The organism is Halomonas sp. (assembly GCF_031581305.1).
GTDB lineage: Bacteria > Pseudomonadota > Gammaproteobacteria > Pseudomonadales > Halomonadaceae > Halomonas.
Window position 1 is genome coordinate 1 of record NZ_JAVLBC010000037.1, and the last position, 19,313, is coordinate 19,313.

Here is a 19,313-nt window from a genome sequence, read left to right on the forward strand (position 1 = left end):
ACTGGGAGCAAGAACTCCTTCACGTCTATCAGTCCAAGACGCGCTCGCCACTGACGCTTCCGCTGGACGCGCACACGCTGCGGCTGCTGCGTGACTACTTGCAGCACGGCCGCGCCAGCGCCTCGTCGATGCCGGCTCCCTCGGCCAGGTCGATGCCGCGCAAGCCATGAATGCGGATGGAATCACCGGAGAGACTCGCCGGCCTCGCCAGTCGCAGGTCCAGCGAATCGCTGGTCAGGACGCGGTCGCCGCGGATACGCACCGCCGCCAACGACACCAGTTCGGCCTGACGGGTATCGAGCCCGGTGGTCTCGCAGTCGATAGCGACCATCTCGTCCCCGGTGTAGGGAGCGAAGAGCCAGCCATAGTCGCCGTGGGCCTGTCGTCGACGATCGGCGGCACGCCGCAGTGCCTTTAGCATGAAAACCTCCTATTGTCGTTGTCGTTCCTTGAGGGAGTCCCTCGTGACTCACGAGTACTCGAGGTGGAAGCGGTGCGACAGCCGTTGCTTGAAGTCCTTGACGATGTGCAGCGCCTCGCGCAGCAGATCCCGCTCCAGCGAGGAGAGCTCCTGGACCACCACCCGGTCGGGGTCCTCCCCCCGCCCTTCCGCGTCGTCAAGGCGTTCGAGCTGCTGGCGCAGCCGCAGCTCGGTGAACAGCGACAGCGCCTCCCCCAGGTCCTCGGCGAAACGCTCCTCCAGGCGACCATCGGCCACCAGCGCCTCGAGCCGGTCATGGGAGGAGGTCGCGGTGATGCGACGCTCCAGCGCCAGGGTGCGCACCCCGTGGACGATGGGGAAGATGCCTCCCTTCTTGATGTCGATGCCGTGCTGTGGCTTCTTCAGGGAGCCGAACAGCGTCAGCGGCGTGGAGAAGCGCAGCGCCGTGCGCGCGAAATAGGAGAGCAGGATCTCGTCGCGACTGCAGCGCTCGAAGAGTTCCTTGCGCAGCCGTTCGAGCAGGGCCGGATTGCCGGCCACGGCGTGGGAGTCAAGCATGATGGCCAGCCGCATCAAGCTCTCGCCGTCACGGCTCGCCGCCCATTGGGCGATGCGTCCGCGCCACTGGGTCTCGGTACCGACCCATTCCGGGTTGGAGACCATGATATTGCCCGGGCAGGGCGGATAACCCAGCTCGATGAGCGTCTCGGTGAGGCGCTGCATCTGCTCATGGCAGTCGGGCCACTCCAGGCCGTCAGCCAGGATCAGGCCGTTGTCCTGGTCGGTCTTGAGGATCTGCTCGCCACGCCCTTCGCTGCCCATCACGATCAGGCAGCTATCGGCGTGGTAGTGCTCGTCGATCAGAAAGCCCCAGGCCTTGTTCATGATGCGCCCGTTGAGGGCCGCCAACAGCCCCATGGCGAAGCGCAGCTTGACGCCCTGGGCCATCAGCGCACGCACCAGTTCCGGGGTGCGGCGGCTGGCGTCGGCCAGTGCATCCAGGCTATTGGCCTGCTCCACCTGGAGGCTGACCACGTAGCTGCGACTGGAGAAGTAGCTGAGCACGTCGGTCAGCTCCACGACCCCCACCGGGGCACCGTCTTCCATCACCACCACCCGCTCCACCTTGAAGCGGGTCATCTGGACCAGCACCTCGAACAGGTACTGGCCCGGCGTCGCCATGATCAGCTGGAAGTGGGCGACCGCCCGCACCGGACTCTCCTGGGCCAGCCCCTCGAGCACCAGAGCATTGAGCAGGTCAGTCTTGGTGACCATGCCCGGTCCATTCTCGCCCTGCACCAACAGGCTGTCGGCATGGCTGTCATTCAGGGTATGGACCGCCTCGGCGATGCTGGTTGTGCCGTCGACGAGCAGCGGGGTGCGCATGCATTCCCCGACCCGGGCGAGCATGAAACCGGCCATGGTTACCCCGCCTTCCGCACGACGTTCGGTGAGCAGCCGTGTCTTCTGCGCCAGGCGCTGACGAAAGAACTCGGAGAAGGCCGGATAGGCCTCGCAGAGCTGCTTGAACAACCCTTTGGGCAGCAGGTAGCAGAGACTCTCCTGCTCGGCCCGGAAGCGATAGCGGCTCTTGCCGTTGAGGATGCTGATGGCCCCGAACAGGTCGCCGGCGGTGTAGTGGCCGATACGGGACTGGCCGCCCGGCAGGGTCGGGTCCAGCTCGGCGACTTCCCCCTTATGGATCAGGAACACATACTCCCCGGGCTGGCCAGCATCGAGGATGATCTCGTCACGGTCGAAATAGGCCAGGTCGATACCGCTGCGGACACGCTCCCGGCCTTCCTCGTCGAGAAAGTTGAAAGGTGGCTGTGAGAGTTCTACATCGACCATGGGGCCGTCCTCATTGCGCGGTGATCACCACCACGCTAGCTAGGTTATGCTGCGTTTTGAACGAAGGCTCAAGATAGCAAAGTCAGGTTTCAGTGAATAACCTAGACAATCGTCCTATCCGGACGACCTTAGACCATCGTCAAAGACACCCCCGAGGTGAAGCGTAACCGGCCTGAATTTCGAGGCTATACCATCGTCCTATACAGAGGCTTCCCGTACAGTAACCTCGCCCGCAACCAGAAACTAAGCCACTGATAATAAAGACTTTATAACAAACACCTTTCATCGGTATCTTTTCATGATACGAAAGTCTGGGATTTTTTTTGGGCATTTTCTGCCCACTATTGACCATGAGCCATGCAGGACAATCCCGCGTCGACAGTGCACCTCGACAAGGAGCGGGCAACCTGATGACAGGCTGATCCAGACTGCGCAGGCAAGGCTGGCTCCGTCGACACGACTGTCCTGATGAGTGACCGCAACGCTCTGGGCAACTTCCCAACCTCAATAACAAGTGGAGAGCAACACTATGGCAGACGACAAAGCCAATGCCGCTGCTTACTGGAAGGCGAACGTACGCCTGATCACGGGGTGCCTGATCGTCTGGGCCCTGGTCTCCTACGGCTTCGCTATCCTGCTGCGACCGCTGCTGGCCGGCATTCCCGTCGGCGGGACGGACCTGGGCTTCTGGTTCGCCCAGCAGGGTTCGATCCTGACCTTCATCGGCATCATCTTCTTCTACGCCTGGAAGATGAACCGGCTCGACAAACAGTTCGGACTCGGGGAGTAAGCCAGCATGAGTCAGTTTGCAATCAACCTGCTGTTCGTAGGGGCCTCCTTCGCCCTCTACATCGGCATCGCGATCTGGGCCCGAGCGGGCTCGACCAAGGACTTCTATGTCGCCGGCGGCGGCGTGCATCCGGTCACCAACGGCATGGCCACCGCCGCCGACTGGATGTCCGCGGCCTCCTTCATTTCCATGGCCGGCCTGCTGGCCTCCGGTGGCTACGCCAACTCCACCTTCCTGATGGGCTGGACCGGTGGCTACGTCATCCTGGCCATGCTGCTGGCGCCCTACCTGCGCAAGTTCGGCAAGTTCACGGTGCCCGACTTCATCGGTGACCGCTTCTACAGCAACACCGCCCGCCTGGTCGCGGTGATCTGCCTGGTCGTCGCCTCGATCACCTACGTCATCGGCCAGATGACCGGTGCTGGCGTGGCCTTCTCGCGCTTCCTGGAGGTCTCCAACACCTGGGGCATCTGGATCGCGGCCTTCATCGTCTTCCTCTATGCAGTCTTCGGCGGCATGAAGGGCATCACCTATACCCAGGTGGCCCAGTACATCGTGCTGATCATTGCCTATACCATCCCGGCCGTGTTCATCTCCCTGGAGCTGACCGGCAACCCCATTCCCGGCCTGGGCCTGTTCAGCACCCACACCGAATCCGGTGTGCCGCTGCTGGCCAAGCTGGATGACGTGATCAATGCGCTGGGCTTCCGCGACTACACGGCCGACGTCGACAACAAGCTCAACATGGTGCTGTTCACCCTGTCGCTGATGGTCGGTACCGCGGGCCTGCCCCACGTCATCATCCGCTTCTTCACCGTGCCGAAGGTGGCCGATGCCCGCTGGTCGGCCGGCTGGGCCCTGGTGTTCATCGCCCTGCTCTACCTGACCGCTCCTGCGGTGGGCTCCATGGCGCGCCTGAATCTGATGACCACCGTCTATCCGGACATGGCCGGCCAGGTCGAGAACTACGATGAGGCCACCGATAACGCCTTGCGCTACGAAGAGCGTCCCGAGTGGGTCCGGACCTGGGAAGAAACCGGTCTGATCACCTTCGAAGACAAGAACAACGATGGCCGCATCCAGGTCTACAACGACAGCAACGAAGACTTCGCCGACACCGCTGCAGAGCGTGGCTGGGAAGGCACCGAACTGAACGTCAACAACGACATTCTAGTGCTGGCCAACCCGGAGATTGCCAACCTGCCGAGCTGGGTCATCGGCCTGATCGCCGCCGGGGGTATCGCGGCCGCTCTGTCAACCGCAGCCGGCCTGCTGCTGGCCATCTCCTCCGCCATCAGCCATGACCTGATCAAGACCATGATCAATCCGAAGATCACCGAGAAGGGTGAGATGCTGGCGGCGCGGATCTCCATGGCCGGTGCCATCCTGCTGGCGACCTACCTGGGCCTGAATCCCCCGGGCTTCGCGGCACAGACGGTGGCGCTGGCCTTCGGTATCGCCGGTGCCTCGCTGTTCCCGGCGCTGATGATGGGCATCTTCTCCAAGCGGGTGAACAACAAGGGCGCCGTTGCCGGCATGCTGACCGGCCTGGGCACTACCCTGCTGTACATCTTCACCTATCTGGGCTGGCTGTTCATTCCGGGCACCAACATGCTGGCCAACACGCCGGACAACTGGATATTCGGCATTTCGCCGCTCTCCTTCGGTGCCGTCGGTGCGATCTTCAACTTCGCCGTGGCCTTCGCCGTCTCCAGTGCGACCGAAGAGCCTCCGCAGGAGATCCAGGACCTGGTGGAAAGCGTCCGCTATCCGAAGGGTGCTGGTGTCGCGACCGAGCACTGAGCCATAATGGCCTCCTGGCCCGGCTAGCCGGGCCAGTCCAACCACTACCGATCGGGCTTCCTCAGGGAAGCCCGATCGCTTTCAAGGACGCATCCATCATGATATGGCACTTGATAGCAGCGGTCTTCGCTGGCCTCGGCGCCGCCGGGGTCGGCCTGATCCTGCGAATGGCCAGCGGCAAGCGACTGCCGCGCTGGATCATCCCGGCGTGCGGTGGTCTGGGGATGCTCGGCTACCAGATCTATACCGAATACACCTGGTTCGAGCACAAGCAGCAGCAATTGCCCGAATCCGCCGAGGTGGTCTCCGTGGAGGAGGGCCAGATGTTCTGGCGCCCCTGGACCTTCGCCTTCCCCATGACCACGGCCTTCACCATCGTCGACCACGAGAACCTGGCGGTGAGCCAGGGAGATGACGGTCGCCTGGTCGAGTTCATTCTCTACCGCTTCGAGAAGGAGTACGTGGACCAGGTGAGTCACCAGGTCTACCTGATGAACTGCGCGACCCGGGAAATGCTCCCCCTGGAGGGCGAATCTCGCGTCCCGCGCACCGAACAGATGCGCCGCGTCGAGGTCTCCAGTTTCCTCTACCAGGCTATCTGCACGGCGAGCTGACCCCTGCGCCCCTTCATCGCCCTGCCCAGGGGGGCGGCCTTGCCCTAGAATAGGCGCATCCGGAAGGGAGAAGAGTGCATGTTCGCTGGCTGGCTGCTGATCGCCGTTTCACTGCTCTACATCGCCGTGCTGTTCGCCATCGCGTGGCGGGGCGATCGCCGTGCCCGGGAACATGGGGCAAGCCGGCGCCGCCCGGTGATCTACAGCCTGGCGCTGGCCATCTACTGCACCTCCTGGACTTTCCATGGCGCCGTGGGCCAGGCGGCCACCGCGGGCTGGTCCTTCGCCAGCATCTTCGTCGGGCCGATCCTCACCCTGCTGCTGTTCTGGCCAGTGCTGGCCAAGATGATTCGCGTCGCCAAACACCAGAACGTCACCTCCATCGCCGACTTCATCGCCTCGCGCTACGGCAAGACCCAGTCACTGGCCGCCTTCGCCAGCCTGGTGGCACTGATCGGCACCCTCCCCTACATTGCCCTGCAGCTGAAGGCGGTCTCCACCTCCTTCAGCGTGCTCACCGATGCCGGTGACATCACGCGTGCGCCGCTGTTCGGCGACACGGCCTTCTATGTGGCGATGGTAATGGCGGCCTTCGCCATCCTCTTCGGCACCCGCCACACCGACGCCACCGAGCATCACGAGGGGCTGATCCATGCCGTGGCTTTCGAGTCGCTGGTCAAGCTACTCGCCTTCCTGGCCCTCGGGACCTACGTCACCTGGGGCATGTTCGACGGCCTGGGCGACTTACTGGGCCGTGCCGAGACCCAGCTCGAGCTACAGCGTCAACTGGCTGACCAGAGCTTCGGCCAGAGCTTCTGGGCCCAGACCCTGCTGGCCATGCTGGCCATCCTCTGCCTGCCCCGCCAGTTCCATGTGGCGGTGGTGGAAAACATCCATCGCGACGACGCCACCAAGGCCCGCTGGCTGTTTCCTCTCTACCTGCTGGCCTTTGCCTTCTTCGTCATCCCCCTCGCGGCGGCAGGCCTGACCATCTTCGCCGACAGCGGCATCGAGCCGGACACCTACGTGTTGGCCCTGCCCATGGCCGCGGGCAACGAATGGTTGACGCTGCTGACCTTCATCGGCGGCTTCTCGGCCGCCACCGGCATGGTGATCGTGGCCGCGGTGGCGGTCTCGATCATGATCTCCAACGAGATCGTCATCCCCGCCCTGTTCCGCCTGCGCTGGTTCGATACCAAACCGCGCGACTACGGCCGCCTGGTGCTGCGGGCGCGGCGCATCACCATCGCCGTGGTCCTGGCCATGGCCTATGGCTTCTACCAGCTGATCGGCGAGTTCAGTTCGCTGGCCAATACCGGCATGCTCTCCTTCGCCGCCGCGGCCCAGTTCGCCCCGGCACTGATTGGCGGCCTCTACTGGAAGCGTGGCAACCGCCTCGGGGTGATCGCCGGCATGAACGCCGGCTTCGCCATCTGGGCCTACAGCCTGCTGATGCCCACCCTGATCGGCGCCGGGGTGCTGCCGGGGAACTGGCTCGACGGCGGCCCGCTGAACATCGCCTGGCTGGCCCCTACTTCGCTGTTCGGGCTCAACGTCGGCGACAGCTTCACCCATGGGGTTATGCTCTCCCTGGGCGTGAATCTCTTCTGCTACATCTTCGTCTCCCAGATGACGCCCCAGCGGGTCGTCGAGCGCATCCAGGCCTCACTGTTCGTCGACAGCGTCGAGACACGCCAGACCTCGGTGAACCGCCCCTGGACCGGCGCCACCACCGTGGGCGACCTCAAGGTGCTCTGCGAGCGATTCCTGGGCGCCGGCCAGGTCAGTCGCTCCTTCGAGGATTATGCCCGGCGCACCGGCAAACCGCTGGAGGACAATACCCGAGCCTCCATCGACGTCATCCAGTTCACCGAGCGCTTCCTCGCCTCGGTGCTGGGCGCCTCCTCGGCCCGCATCGTGGTCAACTCCGCCCTTCAGGGGCGCGGCATCGGCATCTCGGACGTGATCTCCATCGTCGACGAGGCCTCCCAGGTGCTGGAGTTCAACCGCGCCCTGCTGCAGGCCACCATCGAGAACATCAACCAGGGCATCAGCGTCGTCGACCAGAACCTGCGCCTGGTGGTGTGGAACCAGCGCTACCTGGAGCTGTTCCGTTTCCCCGATCACCTGATCCGCGTCGGCGCCCCGATGGACAAGATCTTTCGCTACAACGCCCACAACGGCGAATACGGCCCCGGCGATCCCGAGGAGCACGTACGCTTGCTGATCGACAACATCCGCGAGGGTCACCCCCATCGCTATGTGCGCTATCGCCAGGACGGCAGCGTGCTGGAAGTGCAGGGCAACCCCATGCCGGGGGGCGGTTTCGTCTACACCTACCAGGACATCACCCAGCAGAAGCGCATCGAGGAAGCGCTGATCCGCTCCGAGAACAACATCCGCATCTATACCGACAACGTGCCGGCGCTGATCGCCTACTTCGACAAGGAGTGCCGCTACCTTTTCACCAACCGCGCCTACGAGCAGGCCTTCGGCATCGACCGCAACGCGGTGATCGGCAAGCGCGTGGAAGAGGTGATGGACCCGGAGATGGCACGCGAGCGGTCACCGTGGATCGAGCGCGCCCTGGCCGGCGAGCGGGTCAATTTCGAGGTCTCGCTGCCCATCGGTGACGATCGGCGCTACATGCTGGTCACCTACACGCCCCACTTCGGCGACAGCGGAGCGATACTGGGCTTCTTCGCCCTCTATCAGGACATCACCGAGCGACGCCTGGCCGAGATCGCCCTCAAGGAGACCAACGAGACCCTGGAGGAGCGGGTGCGCGAGCGCACTCAGGCACTCTCCGAGGCCAACGCTGCCCTGCGCCAGGAAAACCGGGTACGCGCCGAGGCCGAACTCGCCCTGCGCCAGGCCAAGCAGCTGGCCGAGGATGCCAACGCCTCCAAGACCCGCTTCCTGGCCGCCGCCAGCCACGACCTGCTGCAGCCGCTCAATGCCGCGCGGCTGTTCACCTCGGCCCTCGCCCAGGAGATGGCGGCCGAGGACATGAAGCGCACCATCGGCCATATCGACAACTCGCTGCAGGCCGCAGAGGAGCTGCTCGGCACCCTGCTCGACATCTCCAAGCTGGATGCCGGCGCCCTCACCCCGCGGCGCAGCCACTTCGCCCTGGCCGACATCATCCAGCCGCTGCGCGCCGAGTTCGACGTGATGGCCGATGAGCGCGGCCTGGACCTGGTGGTGGTGCCGACCCGCCAGTGGGTCGACAGCGATCCGCAAATGCTGCGTCGGATCATCCAGAACTTCCTCTCCAATGCCATTCGCTACACCCAGGCCGGCCGGGTGCTGCTGGGCTGCCGCCGCCAGGGCGAACGCCTCACCATCGAGGTCTGGGACTCAGGCCCGGGGATCCCCGAGGCCAAGCAGCTCGAGATATTCCAGGAATTCCGACGCCTCGACCAGGCCACGCGGCACAAGGAGAGCGAGAAGGGCCTGGGCCTGGGACTGTCCATTGCCGACCGCATGGCCCGCGTCCTCGACCACCCCATCCGGGTGAGTTCGAAGGAGGGCTTCGGCACCATGTTCTCGGTCAGCGTGCCAGTGGTCGCGCCCCGCACCGCGACGCAGCAGGCCGAGGACGCCACCCCGAAACGGGCCGTCAACAAGCTCGCTGGCACCCGGATAGTGTGCATCGACAACGAGTCGCTGATTCTCGAGGGCATGAAGGCGATGCTCTCGGGCTGGGGCTGCGAGGTCTTCACCGCCACCACCATCGGTGGTGCCAAGTCGGTGCTGCGCCACCTGGACGGCGACCCGGACGCGATACTGGCGGACTACCACCTGGATAACGAGGTCACCGGGCTGATGGCCCTGGAGGCGCTCGGCGAGCGGCTGGAAGGTGCGGTGCCCGGCATCGTGATCACCGCCGACCGCACCGAGGAGGTCGCCGAGGAGGTCAAGCGCGCCGGCTACCAGCTGCTGCTCAAGCCGGTGCGCCCCGCCGCCCTGCGCGCCCTGCTGACCCGCACGCTGCAGGCCAGCAGGGCGCCCGGCGCCTAGCGGCGAGCTGTAAGCTGTAAGCTGTAAGCTGTAAGCTGTAAGCGATGCAGCATGACGTCATGAATAGCAGAGCCCCACGATCGCATGATCCGTGGGGCTCTTTTCTTACGGCTTAAAGCTTAAGGCTTACAGCTTCTGAGCCGGCTCCGCCGGCTCAGGACTCCACCTTCGGCGGCTCGACCTCGAGCTTCTGCGCGGCAATCACCGCCTGGGTGCGGGAATGCACGCCGAGCTTGCGCAGGATGGCGGTGACGTGGGCCTTGATGGTGGCCTCGGAGACGCTCAGCTCATAGGCGATCTGCTTGTTGAGCAGCCCCTCGGTGAGCATGTTGAGCACCCGGAACTGCTGCGGGGTCAGCGAGGCGATGGCCTCGGCAAACTTGGTCTCCTCCTCGTTGGACTCGCCCAATGCCGCGGCCATCTCGGCCGGCAGCCAGACCTCGCCATCGAGGATCTCACCCACCGCCTCGGCGATCAGCGCCAGGGACGAGGACTTGGGAATGAAGCCCGAGGCCCCGTAATCAATCGCGCGGCGCACCACATGAACCTCATCACTGCCGGAGACCACTGCTACCGGGATGTCGGGCGTCTGGCCACGCAGTTGGATCAGGCCGGAGAAGCCGTGGGCCCCCGGCATGTGCAGGTCCAGCAGGATCAGGTCGGCATCGGGATGACGAGTGACCACCTCGGTGGTGGCCTCCATGGTGTCGGATTCGACGATCTCGGCCTGGGGCGCCAGCTGACGCAGGGCCTGGGTCAGGGCCGCACGGAACAGCGGATGGTCATCGGCAACGATGAATTTTTGGGCAAAGGCCATGGATCTTCCTCCGGTTCCTCGAGCGGCGAGCCGACGGCCGCCACGCTTAACTCTACGTTATTGTTCGCATGTTACCCCATGGTTGCGGTGATCCCCAAGGGTTCTCGGGATATTGTCGACACTGTGCCGGCCGCCCACAAGGAAGCCGGCCCCGTGGGGCCGGCTTGGCGTTTCATGAGGCGACAGGCAATGACACCCCGTCGCCGGACAGACAGTGCCTTAGCGGTTGGCGCGATGGTCGATCAGCTCGTCGACCACCGACGGATCCGCGAGGGTGCTGGTGTCGCCCAGACCGTCACACTCGTTGGCAGCAATCTTGCGCAGGATCCGGCGCATGATCTTGCCCGAGCGTGTCTTGGGCAGGCCCGGGGCCCACTGGATGACGTCGGGCGATGCGATCGGACCGATGTCCTTGCGCACCCACTGGGTCAGCTCCTTCTTGAGCTCATCGCTCTCCTCGAAGCCATCGGCCAGGGTCACATAGATATAGATGCCCTGCCCCTTGATGTCATGGGGGAAGCCGACGACGGCCGCCTCGGCCACGGCCTCGTGGGCCACCAGAGAGGATTCGATCTCGGCGGTGCCCATGCGGTGGCCGGAGACGTTGAGTACGTCGTCGACGCGACCGGTGATCCAGTAGTAGCCGTCCTCGTCACGACGGCAGCCGTCACCGGTGAAGTACACGCCCTTGAACGCCGAGAAGTAGGTCTGCACGAAGCGCTCGTGGTCGCCCCAGATGGAACGCGCCTGGCCCGGCCAGGAGTCGAGGATCACCAGGTTACCCTCGGCGGCACCCTTGAGCTCGTTACCTTCGTTATCGACCAGCGCCGGCATCACGCCGAAGAACGGCAGAGTGGCGGAACCCGGCTTCAGGTCGGTAGCGCCGGGCAGCGGCGCGATCATGATGCCACCGGTCTCTGTCTGCCACCAGGTATCGACGATGGGGCACTTCCCGTTGCCGATCACCTGATGGAACCACTCCCACGCCTGGGGGTTGATGGGCTCGCCCACCGAACCGAGCACCCGCAGGCTGTCGCGCTTGCTGGAATCCATGACGTCATCGCCATGCGCCATCAGGGCACGCACTGCGGTAGGCGCGGTATAGAGGATATTGACGTTGTGCTTGTCGACGATCTCGCCCATGCGGCCATGGGTCGGGTAGCTGGGTACGCCCTCGAACATCAGGGTAGTGCCGCCGTTGGCCAGTGGCCCGTAGACGATGTAGCTGTGGCCGGTTACCCAGCCCACGTCGGCGGTGCACCAGTAAACTTCGCCCTCCTGATAGTCGAAGACGTACTGGTGGGTCATCGCTGCGTGGAGCAGATAGCCGCCGGTGGTGTGCTTCAGCCCTTTGGGTGCCCCAGTGGAGCCGGAGGTGTAGAGGATGAACAGCGGATCCTCGGCGCCCATCTCCTCAGCCGGGCAGTCGCTGGACTGCTTGGCAACGACATCGTCGTACCAGACGTCACGGCCGTCCTTCCAGTCGACCTCCCCGCCGGTACGCTTGACCACCAGTACCTTCTCGCACACCTCGGTGCCGTCGCGAGTCAGGGCCGCATCGATGTTGTCCTTGAGCGGCACCTGCTTGCCACCGCGAACGGACTCGTCGGCGGTGATGATCAGCTTCGAGTTGGCCCCGATCACGCGCTGTGCCACGGCATCCGGAGAGAAGCCGCCGAACACCACCGAGTGCACGGCGCCGATGCGGGCACAGGCCAGCATCGCCATGGCAGCCTCGGGGATCATCGGCATGTAGAGCGTGACCACGTCACCCTTGCCGACGCCCAGCTCCTTGAGGCCGTTGGCCAGTTGGCAGGTCTTCTCGTAAAGCTCGCGATAGGTGAGCGTCTTGTCGTCCTTCGGGTCGTCACCCTCCCAGATGATCGCCGGCTGGTCGCCGCGAGTATCGAGGTGACGGTCGAGGCAATTGACGCTGGCATTCAGGGTGCCATCCTCGAACCAGCGAATATCCACGTTGTGCGAGTCGAAGGAGGTGTGCTTGATCTTGCTCGGCGCCTTGAACCAGTCGAGACGCTTGGCCTGCTCACCCCAGAAGCCCTTGGGGTCGTCAACCGACTGCTGGTACATGGCCTGATAGGTGGCCTTGTCGGCGTGTGCCTTGGCGGCAAACTCGTCGCTTACCGGATAGACGTTTTGCTGTTCGGTCATGGATATGCCTCTGTCCGGGGGGGATGGACCCTCCAGGTGGATGTTGCCGGCCGCATTGTGATTAGACGGCCAGCCCCATTAACTCTATTCACAGCATATACGTCAGGGCGCGGCCTTCCCTTTAGACATTGGTAGAAGCATTTTTTATATTAATAACAATGACTTATAAGCAGGATCAGGAAGCGGAACGGCCGAGATAGACCAAGGTCTGAGCGCATTGCCGGCAACGGTACCCGCGTCCCCGGCATGCCAGGGCATGCCGACGGGCGGTGAAGCCATGTTCGCGGCAGCCACAACGGTAGCGGTAAGGCGCCGGACTGGCACGGCCAGTGTCGAAGTGGTGGGTCGTCCTGGGTTCCAGGCCAAAGAGGCGGCGCATCACGGTCTGCCATTCGCACCCGTGGGGTTGCACTCCATGGCCATCCTCCAGGTGATGCACCAGCCAGTGGGCCATCTCGTGGGGCACCACCTCGACCAGGAAGGCGAGGCGATTCTCCTCCAACAGCACCGGATTGAAGCGCAGCCCGCCGCGACCGAAGTGCGCCTGGCCGGCGCACTTGCCCCGCAGGTCCAGCCAGACCGTCGGGCGCGGCAATTCAGGGTGCAGCTCGCGACACAACCGATAGGCCGCTTCGACCCGCGCGATGAGGGTGCGATGCAGAGCGGAGCGGTCGAGGGCATCGAGCCGGGTGGGGTCGGGGTCGGGAAGCGCGGGCATCGTCATGGGATGCTAGGATGGCGCCTTCGAGTCGAGGCGTAAAGCCTTCCCCCCATGCCTACGTTTTCCTTGCGAGAGCCGTCATGTCCGATGCTGAAACACCCCTCCCCGAGCCGCTGCTCGAAGACGAAGCGCTCGACCTGCTCGACGACTTCCTCGACTCCGAGCGGGTCGACGCCGACGCCCTCGACCTGATCGGCGCCCACGGCTTCCTGGTGGCCCTGGCCGTGGCGCCGCGCGATACGCCCGCGGCAGCCTGGGTCGCCGAGCTATTCCATGGCGACCCGGGCTTCGCGGATGACGCCGAGCGCGAGACCATCCTGGGGCTGCTCGAACGACTCAGGCACAACGCCATCGAGGTGCTGGAAGCGGGTGGCCTGCCGGAGTTGCCCTTCGAGCTCGAGCTCGGTGACAGCGCTCCGCAGGAGACGCCGATCGGCGACTGGTGCGCCGGCTTCATGGAAGGGGTCTTCCTCGACGAGGCCACCTGGTTCAGCGACGATGAGGAGGCGGCCGCCACCCTGCTGCTGCCCTTCATGCTGCTCTCCGGGCTGTTCGATGACCAACCCGACATGGTGGAGCTGGCCGGTGATGCGTCGCGCCTCGAGGGGCTCGTCACCCAGCTGCCGGAACTGGTGCTGGACCTCTACCTGCACTATCGCGTCCCCCCGGAGACACCCAAGCCCCGGCCACGCCGCAAGCGGCCCGCCGGACGCACGAAAAGCCGTAAGCCGTAAGCCGTAAGCCGTAAGCCGTAAGCCGTAAGCCGTAAGCCGTAAGCCAGAATGTCGCCTCCTAGACTCACGACCAGGTTTTTTCTTACAGCTTAAAGCTTACAGCTCCGGGCGCAGCCCGGCCCTTCCAGCTTAAGGCTTATGGCTCCCGGCGAAGCCGGGCTACCGTAGCCGCGTCAACATTCCATCGAGGGTCCCGTAGAGCCATTCGCGCAAGCGCTGCAAGCGTGGCCGCCGCGACCAGGCCTCGGCGTCGATCTCCGAACTCGACACAAAATTGCGCTCGAACAGACCGGCGACCTCGGCGGCGAAGCGGCGGTCATCCACCTCCTGGTTGGCCTCCAGGTTCCACTGCAGGCTCCAGTGGTCGAAGTTGCACGAACCAAGGCTGACCCAGTCATCGGCCAGCGAAAACTTTGCATGGATGAAGGTGGGTTGAAACTCGAAGATGCGCACTCCCGCGCGCAGCAGGCGGCCATAGAAGCGCTGGCCGGCATAGCGCACGCCGGGATGGTCGTGAACCTTCCCCGGCAGCAGCAGTCGCACATCAACCCCGCGCCGCGCTGCCCGAGCCAGGCGCCGGCGCAGGGTGAAGGTGGGCACGAAGTAGGGCGTACAGATCCACAGCCGCTGAGCGGCTGTGGAGACACGATGATGCAGTGAATGGCGGATCGCTTGGTACCGATAGCCCTGCCCCCAGACCACCCGACCCCGCATGCCGCGGAAGCCCTCACGGGGACGTGTCGCAAGCTCCAGACCCCGCACCAGCGAAGCCCTGCCAGGCCCGCGACTCATGGGAGAGTCCCAGAGCCGGCAGAACAGCCGGATCCAGTCGGCCACCACCGGCCCCTCGATGCGTATCGCCACCTCGTACCAGGCATCCAGGAACTCGTCCACGACCCCGAAGCCGCCGGTAAAGGCCTCGGCGCCGTCGACCACCACCAGCTTGCGGTGGTCCCGAGTCAGGTTGCGCACCGGCGACTGCATCCCCAGCGGGTTGAAGAAGCGCAGCGCCACCCCCCCCGCCTCGAGACGCTGACGGTCGGCGCTGGCCAACCCCATGGCCCCGTAACCGTCGAGCAGCAGCAACACCGACACGCCTCGCTCGGCGGCGCGTACCAGCGCCCCGATCAGCGCGCTGGCGAGCCGTCCGGACTCCATCAGGTAGAGCTCGATCAACACGAAATGGCGCGCCTGGTCGACGGCCTCGAACATCGTGGGCAGGAAGAGGGCCGCCTCGGGAAGCAGTTCGAAGTGATTGCCATCTCGCCACATGCCGTGCATGGCACCCTCACTGTCACAAGCCGTTACAGCATTGACGCATGTTTGCCCCCCCGGGAAAAGCCCGGCCCCCTGACCGCCAGAAGACAGGCCGCTATACTGACGGCTCATCCCCGGGCACAGGCGAACGGATGAGCCTTGCATGCATGCTGTCCGGCGCGCTGCGCGCGCCGCTAGAGCGACTGATGGCCCGCTGGGCCCGGATCCGGCTGCTTGAGCCCGAAGTGCTCCCCCTCGAGCCGACGCTCCCGACCCTCTATGTGCTGCCGCATCCGGCGCTCTCCGACACCCTGCTGCTGGCATCGCTGACCCGAAACCATGGCCTGCCGACAGCCGGTGGCCAGCGCACCATTGGCGCCGTCACCCTGCCTGCCACCCTGCCGCTGCCTGTCTCGAGAAGTCGCCCCTGGCGCCGCACGCGTCGCCCGGAGGCCCCCTTCCTGTCGCTGATCGAGCAGTGCCACCAGGACCCCGCCCACGATGTCCAGCTGGTGCCGGTGAGCATCTTCTGGGGGCGCGCGCCGGGCAAGCGCTTCGGTTTCTGGCAGCTGCTCGCCGCAGACAGCTGGCAGCTCACGGGGCGGGTTCGCCGCCTGCTGTCAGTGATGGTCAACGGCAAGGATGTGGAGGTCCATCTCGGCACCCCCCTCAGGCTCTCCGAACTGCTGGATGCCCAAGAGGCCAGCCTCACCAATCGCAAGGTCGCGAGGCTGCTGCGAGTGCACTTTCGCCGCCTGCGCACCCGGGTACTGGGGCCGGACCTCTCTCATCGACGAACCCTGATCGAGGGGATCGCAGCGAGTCCCGAGGTGCATCACGTCGTCCGCGATATAGCAACCGCAGAGCAACGATCGGCGGGCCGGCTCGAGGGCCGAGCCCGTCGCTACGGACACGAGATCGCCTCGAACATGACCTACCCGGTCCTGCGCTTCCTGGCCGGCCTGCTGCGGCGTCTCTGGAACCGCCTCTACGACGGCGTGACGGTGCATGGCCTGGACCAGGTCAAGGCCGTCGCCGGTGACCATACCTTGGTCTACGTCCCCTGCCATCGCAGCCACATCGACTATCTGCTGCTCTCCTACGTGCTCTACCGCGACGGCCTGATGCCCCCGCACATCGCCGCCGGACGCAACCTCGACATGCCGCTGATCGGCCCGCTGCTGCGGCGCGGCGGGGCCTTCTTCATACGCCGCAGCTTCCACGACAACCGCCTCTATGCCACGGTCTTCAACGAGTATCTGCACCGCCTGATCGCACGCGGCCACCCGCTGGAGTACTTCATCGAGGGAGGTCGCTCGCGCAGCGGCCGCATGCTGCCCGCCCGGCCCGGCATGCTCTCGATGACCCTGCGCTCCTACCTGCGCGGTGCCCGCGGCGGCGGCCAGCCGCTGGTCTTCGTGCCGGTCTACATCGGCTACGAGCGCATCCTCGAAAGCGGCAGCTACCAGCGCGAACTGCATGGCGGCGGGAAGCGCAAGGAGAGCCCGTGGGGCCTGCTGCGGGTCCTCGGTCGGCTGCGCCAGCCCTTCGGCCAGGTCACCGTGAACATCGGTGAGCCCCTGTCGCTCCCGGCCTTCCTCGACGCGGAGGTGCCCGGCTGGCGACGACGGCTCGACGACCCGCGCCCGCCCTGGCTCGCCTGCGCCGTGCCTCGCCTGGGCGAGACCCTCGCGCAGCGCATCAATGCGGCCGCCGCCCTCAACCCGGTCAACCTGGTCGCCCTGGTGCTGCTGGCCACTCCCCACCATGCCATCGAGGCCAGCCTGCTCAAGCGCCAGCTGGCACTGTTGGTGGCCCTGCAGCAACGCCTCCCGGGCGGCCACCATGTCAGCCTGCCCGAGGGCACGCCCGACGCCTGGCTCGAGCGGGTGATCGCCCTGGGGATGGTCGGGCGCCGCCCGCACCCGCTGGGCGACATCATCGTCGCCGACGGCCGCCAGTCCGGCCTGCTGGGCTGGTACCGCAACAACGTGCTGCACCTCTTCGCGCTCGCCGGGCTCACCGCCTTCGCCTTCCACCATCAGACATACCATGACCTGGATGGCCTCGAGACCCTGCTCGCTCCCGGCTGGCCAATCCTGACCCGGGAACTGATGATCTCCCCGCCGGCCTCGCTGCGCGAGGGCCTGGCCACCATGCTCAATGCCCTTGTCGAGACGGCGCTGCTGGAGCCTGACGGTGAGGGCTGGCGCCGCCCTCGGGAATCGCTGGAAGCCGGAGAACAGCTGCGCATGCTCGGGCGCTTGATGCAGCCCTCCCTGGAACGCGGCTACCTGCTGCTGTCGGTGCTGTTGAGTGAACCCGCGGGATACTTCACGGCCGACGAGCTGACCGCGCGCAGCCGCGAACTCGCCGAACGGCTGGCATTGCTCTCGGGACTCGACGCCCCGGCGTTCTTCGACAGCAGGCTGTTCTTCGGACTGGTGGAGAGCCTGGCGGCACAGGGATGGGTCCGTACCGATCACGGCCGTCTGGTATTCGACGACTGCCTGCGCGAGGCGGCCCAGCGGATCCGGGCGCTGTTCGACCCGGCCCTGCATCATCGGCTGCAGCGGGTCAGTCGCCCGGAGGAAGGCTGAGGTCAGGCATCCAGGCGACGGTGGACGTAGAGGTCATAGCGGCTGGTCCTGTCCTGGATGACGTGGCGGGGCGGTGGTCCCTGGATGGGCGGGGCCTTGCGGGGCCGTTTGACCACCACCCGATGCGTCGCCAGGTCCAGGGCCGCCTCCAGCAGCCGCGGGGCATCGGGGTCGCCTCCGGCCAGGGTGCGGAAGAGCCGCATCTCCTTCTTGACCAGCGCGGACTTGTCGCGGTGGGGGAACATGGGATCGAGGTGGACCACCTGGGGAGCAATATCGGCTGCCGCCACCAGGGCCGCGAGGTCGCGGGCAGCGTCACCGTGGACGAGCTCCATGCGACCGGCGATCTCACGGATCTCCGGATCGAATCGCGCCCGAACCAGGCCATCCTCCAGCAGCGCAAAGATTGCCGCGACCCGCTCGACCAGCAGCACCTCGGCCCCCAGACTCGCCAGCACGAAGGCGTCACGCCCGAGCCCCGCGGTGGCGTCCACCACCGAGGGGGTGACGCCCCTGGCCAGGCCGCAGGCACGAGCCACCAGCTGGCCACGCCCCCCGCCGAAGCGACGCCGGTGGGCAGCACGTCCGGCAACGAAATCCACCGTCAGGGGATGGCCATAGCGTTGCGAATCACCGGCCAGTACCAGTCGGTCGCCCTGGCGCACCAGCAGCAGCTCGGCCTCGCCCTCTTCGGCCCGGGGCAGCCCGAGGCGCGCCGCCAGAGCCGGGTCCCGCACCCCCACCGGCATGGTAGGACTCATCGGCCCTTCTGCCAGGCGACCCGATCACGCAAGTAGACCGGCTGCACCTCGTGGGCCGGTCGGCCCTGACCGGCGACGAAGGCGCTCATCGCCAGCCGTGCCATGTCAGCGGCATCGGCCTCGGGCTCGGTCAGGCAGAGCCCGAGGCCGGCCTGCACCTCGGCAGACATCTGCTGCCACAGGGTCCAGCCGGAGCCGATGCCGACCCAATCGTGGTCATCATGGCCGGCGGGCAGGCGCAGCCGCTCCGGTGGCAGCACGGCCTCCTCGGTCAGCGCCATGGGCGCGCCGTCGCGGCACTGCCAGGCCGCCACATAGATCTCGCCCATGCGGGCGTCCAGGGCGGTGATCAGCCAACGGTAGTGGTGGCGACGATGGGCGCCCAGCGCCAGCGCCTCGAGGGTCGAGACGCCGACCAGCGGCCGGTCGAGACCGAAGGCGAGCCCCTGGGCGACGCCGGCGGCGATGCGCAGGCCAGTGAAGGAGCCCGGCCCCCTGCCATAGGCCACGGCATCCAGCGCCGAGGCCGGCAGGCCGGCCTCGGCGAGTACTTCGTCGACCATCGGCAGCAGCCGGCGGGTGTGCTCGCGCGGGGTCAGGGCGAAGCGTGAGATCAGTTCGTCGTCGAGGCCCTCGCGGCGGCGCAGCAGGGCGGCGGAACAGGCGCTCGAGGAGGCATCCAGGGCCAACAGGATCGGCATGGGCAAGAGGTCATGGCGAGAAGTGTCGGA

Annotated in this window: 14 protein-coding genes; 6 read left to right on the top strand and 8 right to left on the bottom strand. The window is 65.7% G+C overall.

Annotation, left to right across the window (positions count from 1 at the left end; genetic code table 11):
• Positions 1 to 94 precede the first annotated feature (94 nt).
• Both RI841_RS05045 and RI841_RS05050 read right to left on the bottom strand, forming a co-directional pair.
• Positions 95 to 421, bottom strand: coding sequence for an exonuclease domain-containing protein (locus tag RI841_RS05045; protein ID WP_310704487.1), 327 nt, complete (start codon positions 419 to 421; stop codon positions 95 to 97).
• Positions 422 to 469: 48 nt separating this feature from the next.
• Complete coding sequence (locus tag RI841_RS05050) at positions 470 to 2,293, bottom strand: DUF294 nucleotidyltransferase-like domain-containing protein (RefSeq protein ID WP_310704488.1); 1,824 nt, start codon at positions 2,291 to 2,293, stop codon at positions 470 to 472.
• Between the two features lie 529 nt (positions 2,294 to 2,822).
• Between RI841_RS05050 and RI841_RS05055 the strand changes: the two genes are divergently transcribed.
• From RI841_RS05055 to RI841_RS05070, 4 genes are all read left to right on the top strand, one after another.
• Positions 2,823 to 3,083 (top strand): DUF4212 domain-containing protein, encoded by a 261-nt coding sequence (locus tag RI841_RS05055; RefSeq protein ID WP_040185430.1) that lies wholly within the window; start codon positions 2,823 to 2,825, stop codon positions 3,081 to 3,083.
• Positions 3,084 to 3,089: 6 nt separating this feature from the next.
• Positions 3,090 to 4,886, top strand: a complete 1,797-nt coding sequence (locus RI841_RS05060; RefSeq protein ID WP_310704489.1) for a sodium:solute symporter family protein — start codon at positions 3,090 to 3,092, stop codon at positions 4,884 to 4,886.
• Positions 4,887 to 4,984: 98 nt separating this feature from the next.
• Positions 4,985 to 5,500, top strand: coding sequence for a hypothetical protein (locus tag RI841_RS05065; RefSeq protein ID WP_310704490.1), 516 nt, complete (start codon positions 4,985 to 4,987; stop codon positions 5,498 to 5,500).
• Between the two features lie 78 nt (positions 5,501 to 5,578).
• Positions 5,579 to 9,523: a NahK/ErcS family hybrid sensor histidine kinase/response regulator gene (locus RI841_RS05070; protein WP_310704491.1), complete on the top strand. Its 3,945-nt coding sequence runs from the start codon at positions 5,579 to 5,581 to the stop codon at positions 9,521 to 9,523.
• 154 nt (positions 9,524 to 9,677) lie between these two features.
• On the opposite strand, the gene RI841_RS05075 is transcribed toward RI841_RS05070, so the two are convergent.
• The 3 genes from RI841_RS05075 to RI841_RS05085 all read right to left on the bottom strand — a co-directional run bounded on the left by RI841_RS05075 (position 9,678) and on the right by RI841_RS05085 (position 13,233).
• Positions 9,678 to 10,340: a response regulator transcription factor gene (locus RI841_RS05075; protein WP_310704492.1), complete on the bottom strand. Its 663-nt coding sequence runs from the start codon at positions 10,338 to 10,340 to the stop codon at positions 9,678 to 9,680.
• Between the two features lie 219 nt (positions 10,341 to 10,559).
• Positions 10,560 to 12,509 (bottom strand): acetate--CoA ligase, encoded by a 1,950-nt coding sequence (acs, locus tag RI841_RS05080; protein ID WP_310704493.1) that lies wholly within the window; start codon positions 12,507 to 12,509, stop codon positions 10,560 to 10,562.
• 175 nt (positions 12,510 to 12,684) lie between these two features.
• On the bottom strand, positions 12,685 to 13,233 hold the full coding sequence (locus RI841_RS05085) for a SprT-like domain-containing protein (RefSeq protein WP_310704494.1): 549 nt from the start codon (positions 13,231 to 13,233) through the stop codon (positions 12,685 to 12,687).
• 77 nt (positions 13,234 to 13,310) lie between these two features.
• Here RI841_RS05085 and RI841_RS05090 point away from each other — a divergent pair, with 77 nt between their 5' ends.
• The gene (locus RI841_RS05090) at positions 13,311 to 13,964 is read left to right on the top strand and encodes a YecA family protein (RefSeq protein WP_310704495.1); all 654 of its coding nucleotides are present in this window, start codon (positions 13,311 to 13,313) and stop codon (positions 13,962 to 13,964) included.
• 159 nt (positions 13,965 to 14,123) lie between these two features.
• Here the strand turns inward: RI841_RS05090 and RI841_RS05095 are convergent, their stop codons facing one another.
• Positions 14,124 to 15,245 carry a phospholipase D-like domain-containing protein gene (locus RI841_RS05095; protein WP_310704496.1) on the bottom strand — a complete coding sequence of 374 codons (1,122 nt, stop codon included), beginning with the start codon at positions 15,243 to 15,245 and terminating at the stop codon, positions 14,124 to 14,126.
• Between the two features lie 128 nt (positions 15,246 to 15,373).
• Between RI841_RS05095 and plsB the strand changes: the two genes are divergently transcribed.
• Positions 15,374 to 17,821, top strand: a complete 2,448-nt coding sequence (gene plsB, locus RI841_RS05100; RefSeq protein WP_310704497.1) for a glycerol-3-phosphate 1-O-acyltransferase PlsB — start codon at positions 15,374 to 15,376, stop codon at positions 17,819 to 17,821.
• A 2-nt stretch (positions 17,822 to 17,823) separates the two neighbouring features.
• Here plsB and RI841_RS05105 read toward each other — a convergent pair whose 3' ends face one another.
• Together RI841_RS05105 and tsaB are read right to left on the bottom strand one after the other, a co-directional pair.
• The gene (locus RI841_RS05105; protein WP_310704498.1) at positions 17,824 to 18,582 is read right to left on the bottom strand and encodes a class I SAM-dependent methyltransferase; all 759 of its coding nucleotides are present in this window, start codon (positions 18,580 to 18,582) and stop codon (positions 17,824 to 17,826) included.
• The gene (gene tsaB / locus RI841_RS05110; protein WP_310704499.1) at positions 18,579 to 19,283 is read right to left on the bottom strand and encodes a tRNA (adenosine(37)-N6)-threonylcarbamoyltransferase complex dimerization subunit type 1 TsaB; all 705 of its coding nucleotides are present in this window, start codon (positions 19,281 to 19,283) and stop codon (positions 18,579 to 18,581) included. Before tsaB ends, RI841_RS05105 begins: the two co-directional genes overlap by 4 nt.
• Positions 19,284 to 19,313 lie beyond the last annotated feature (30 nt).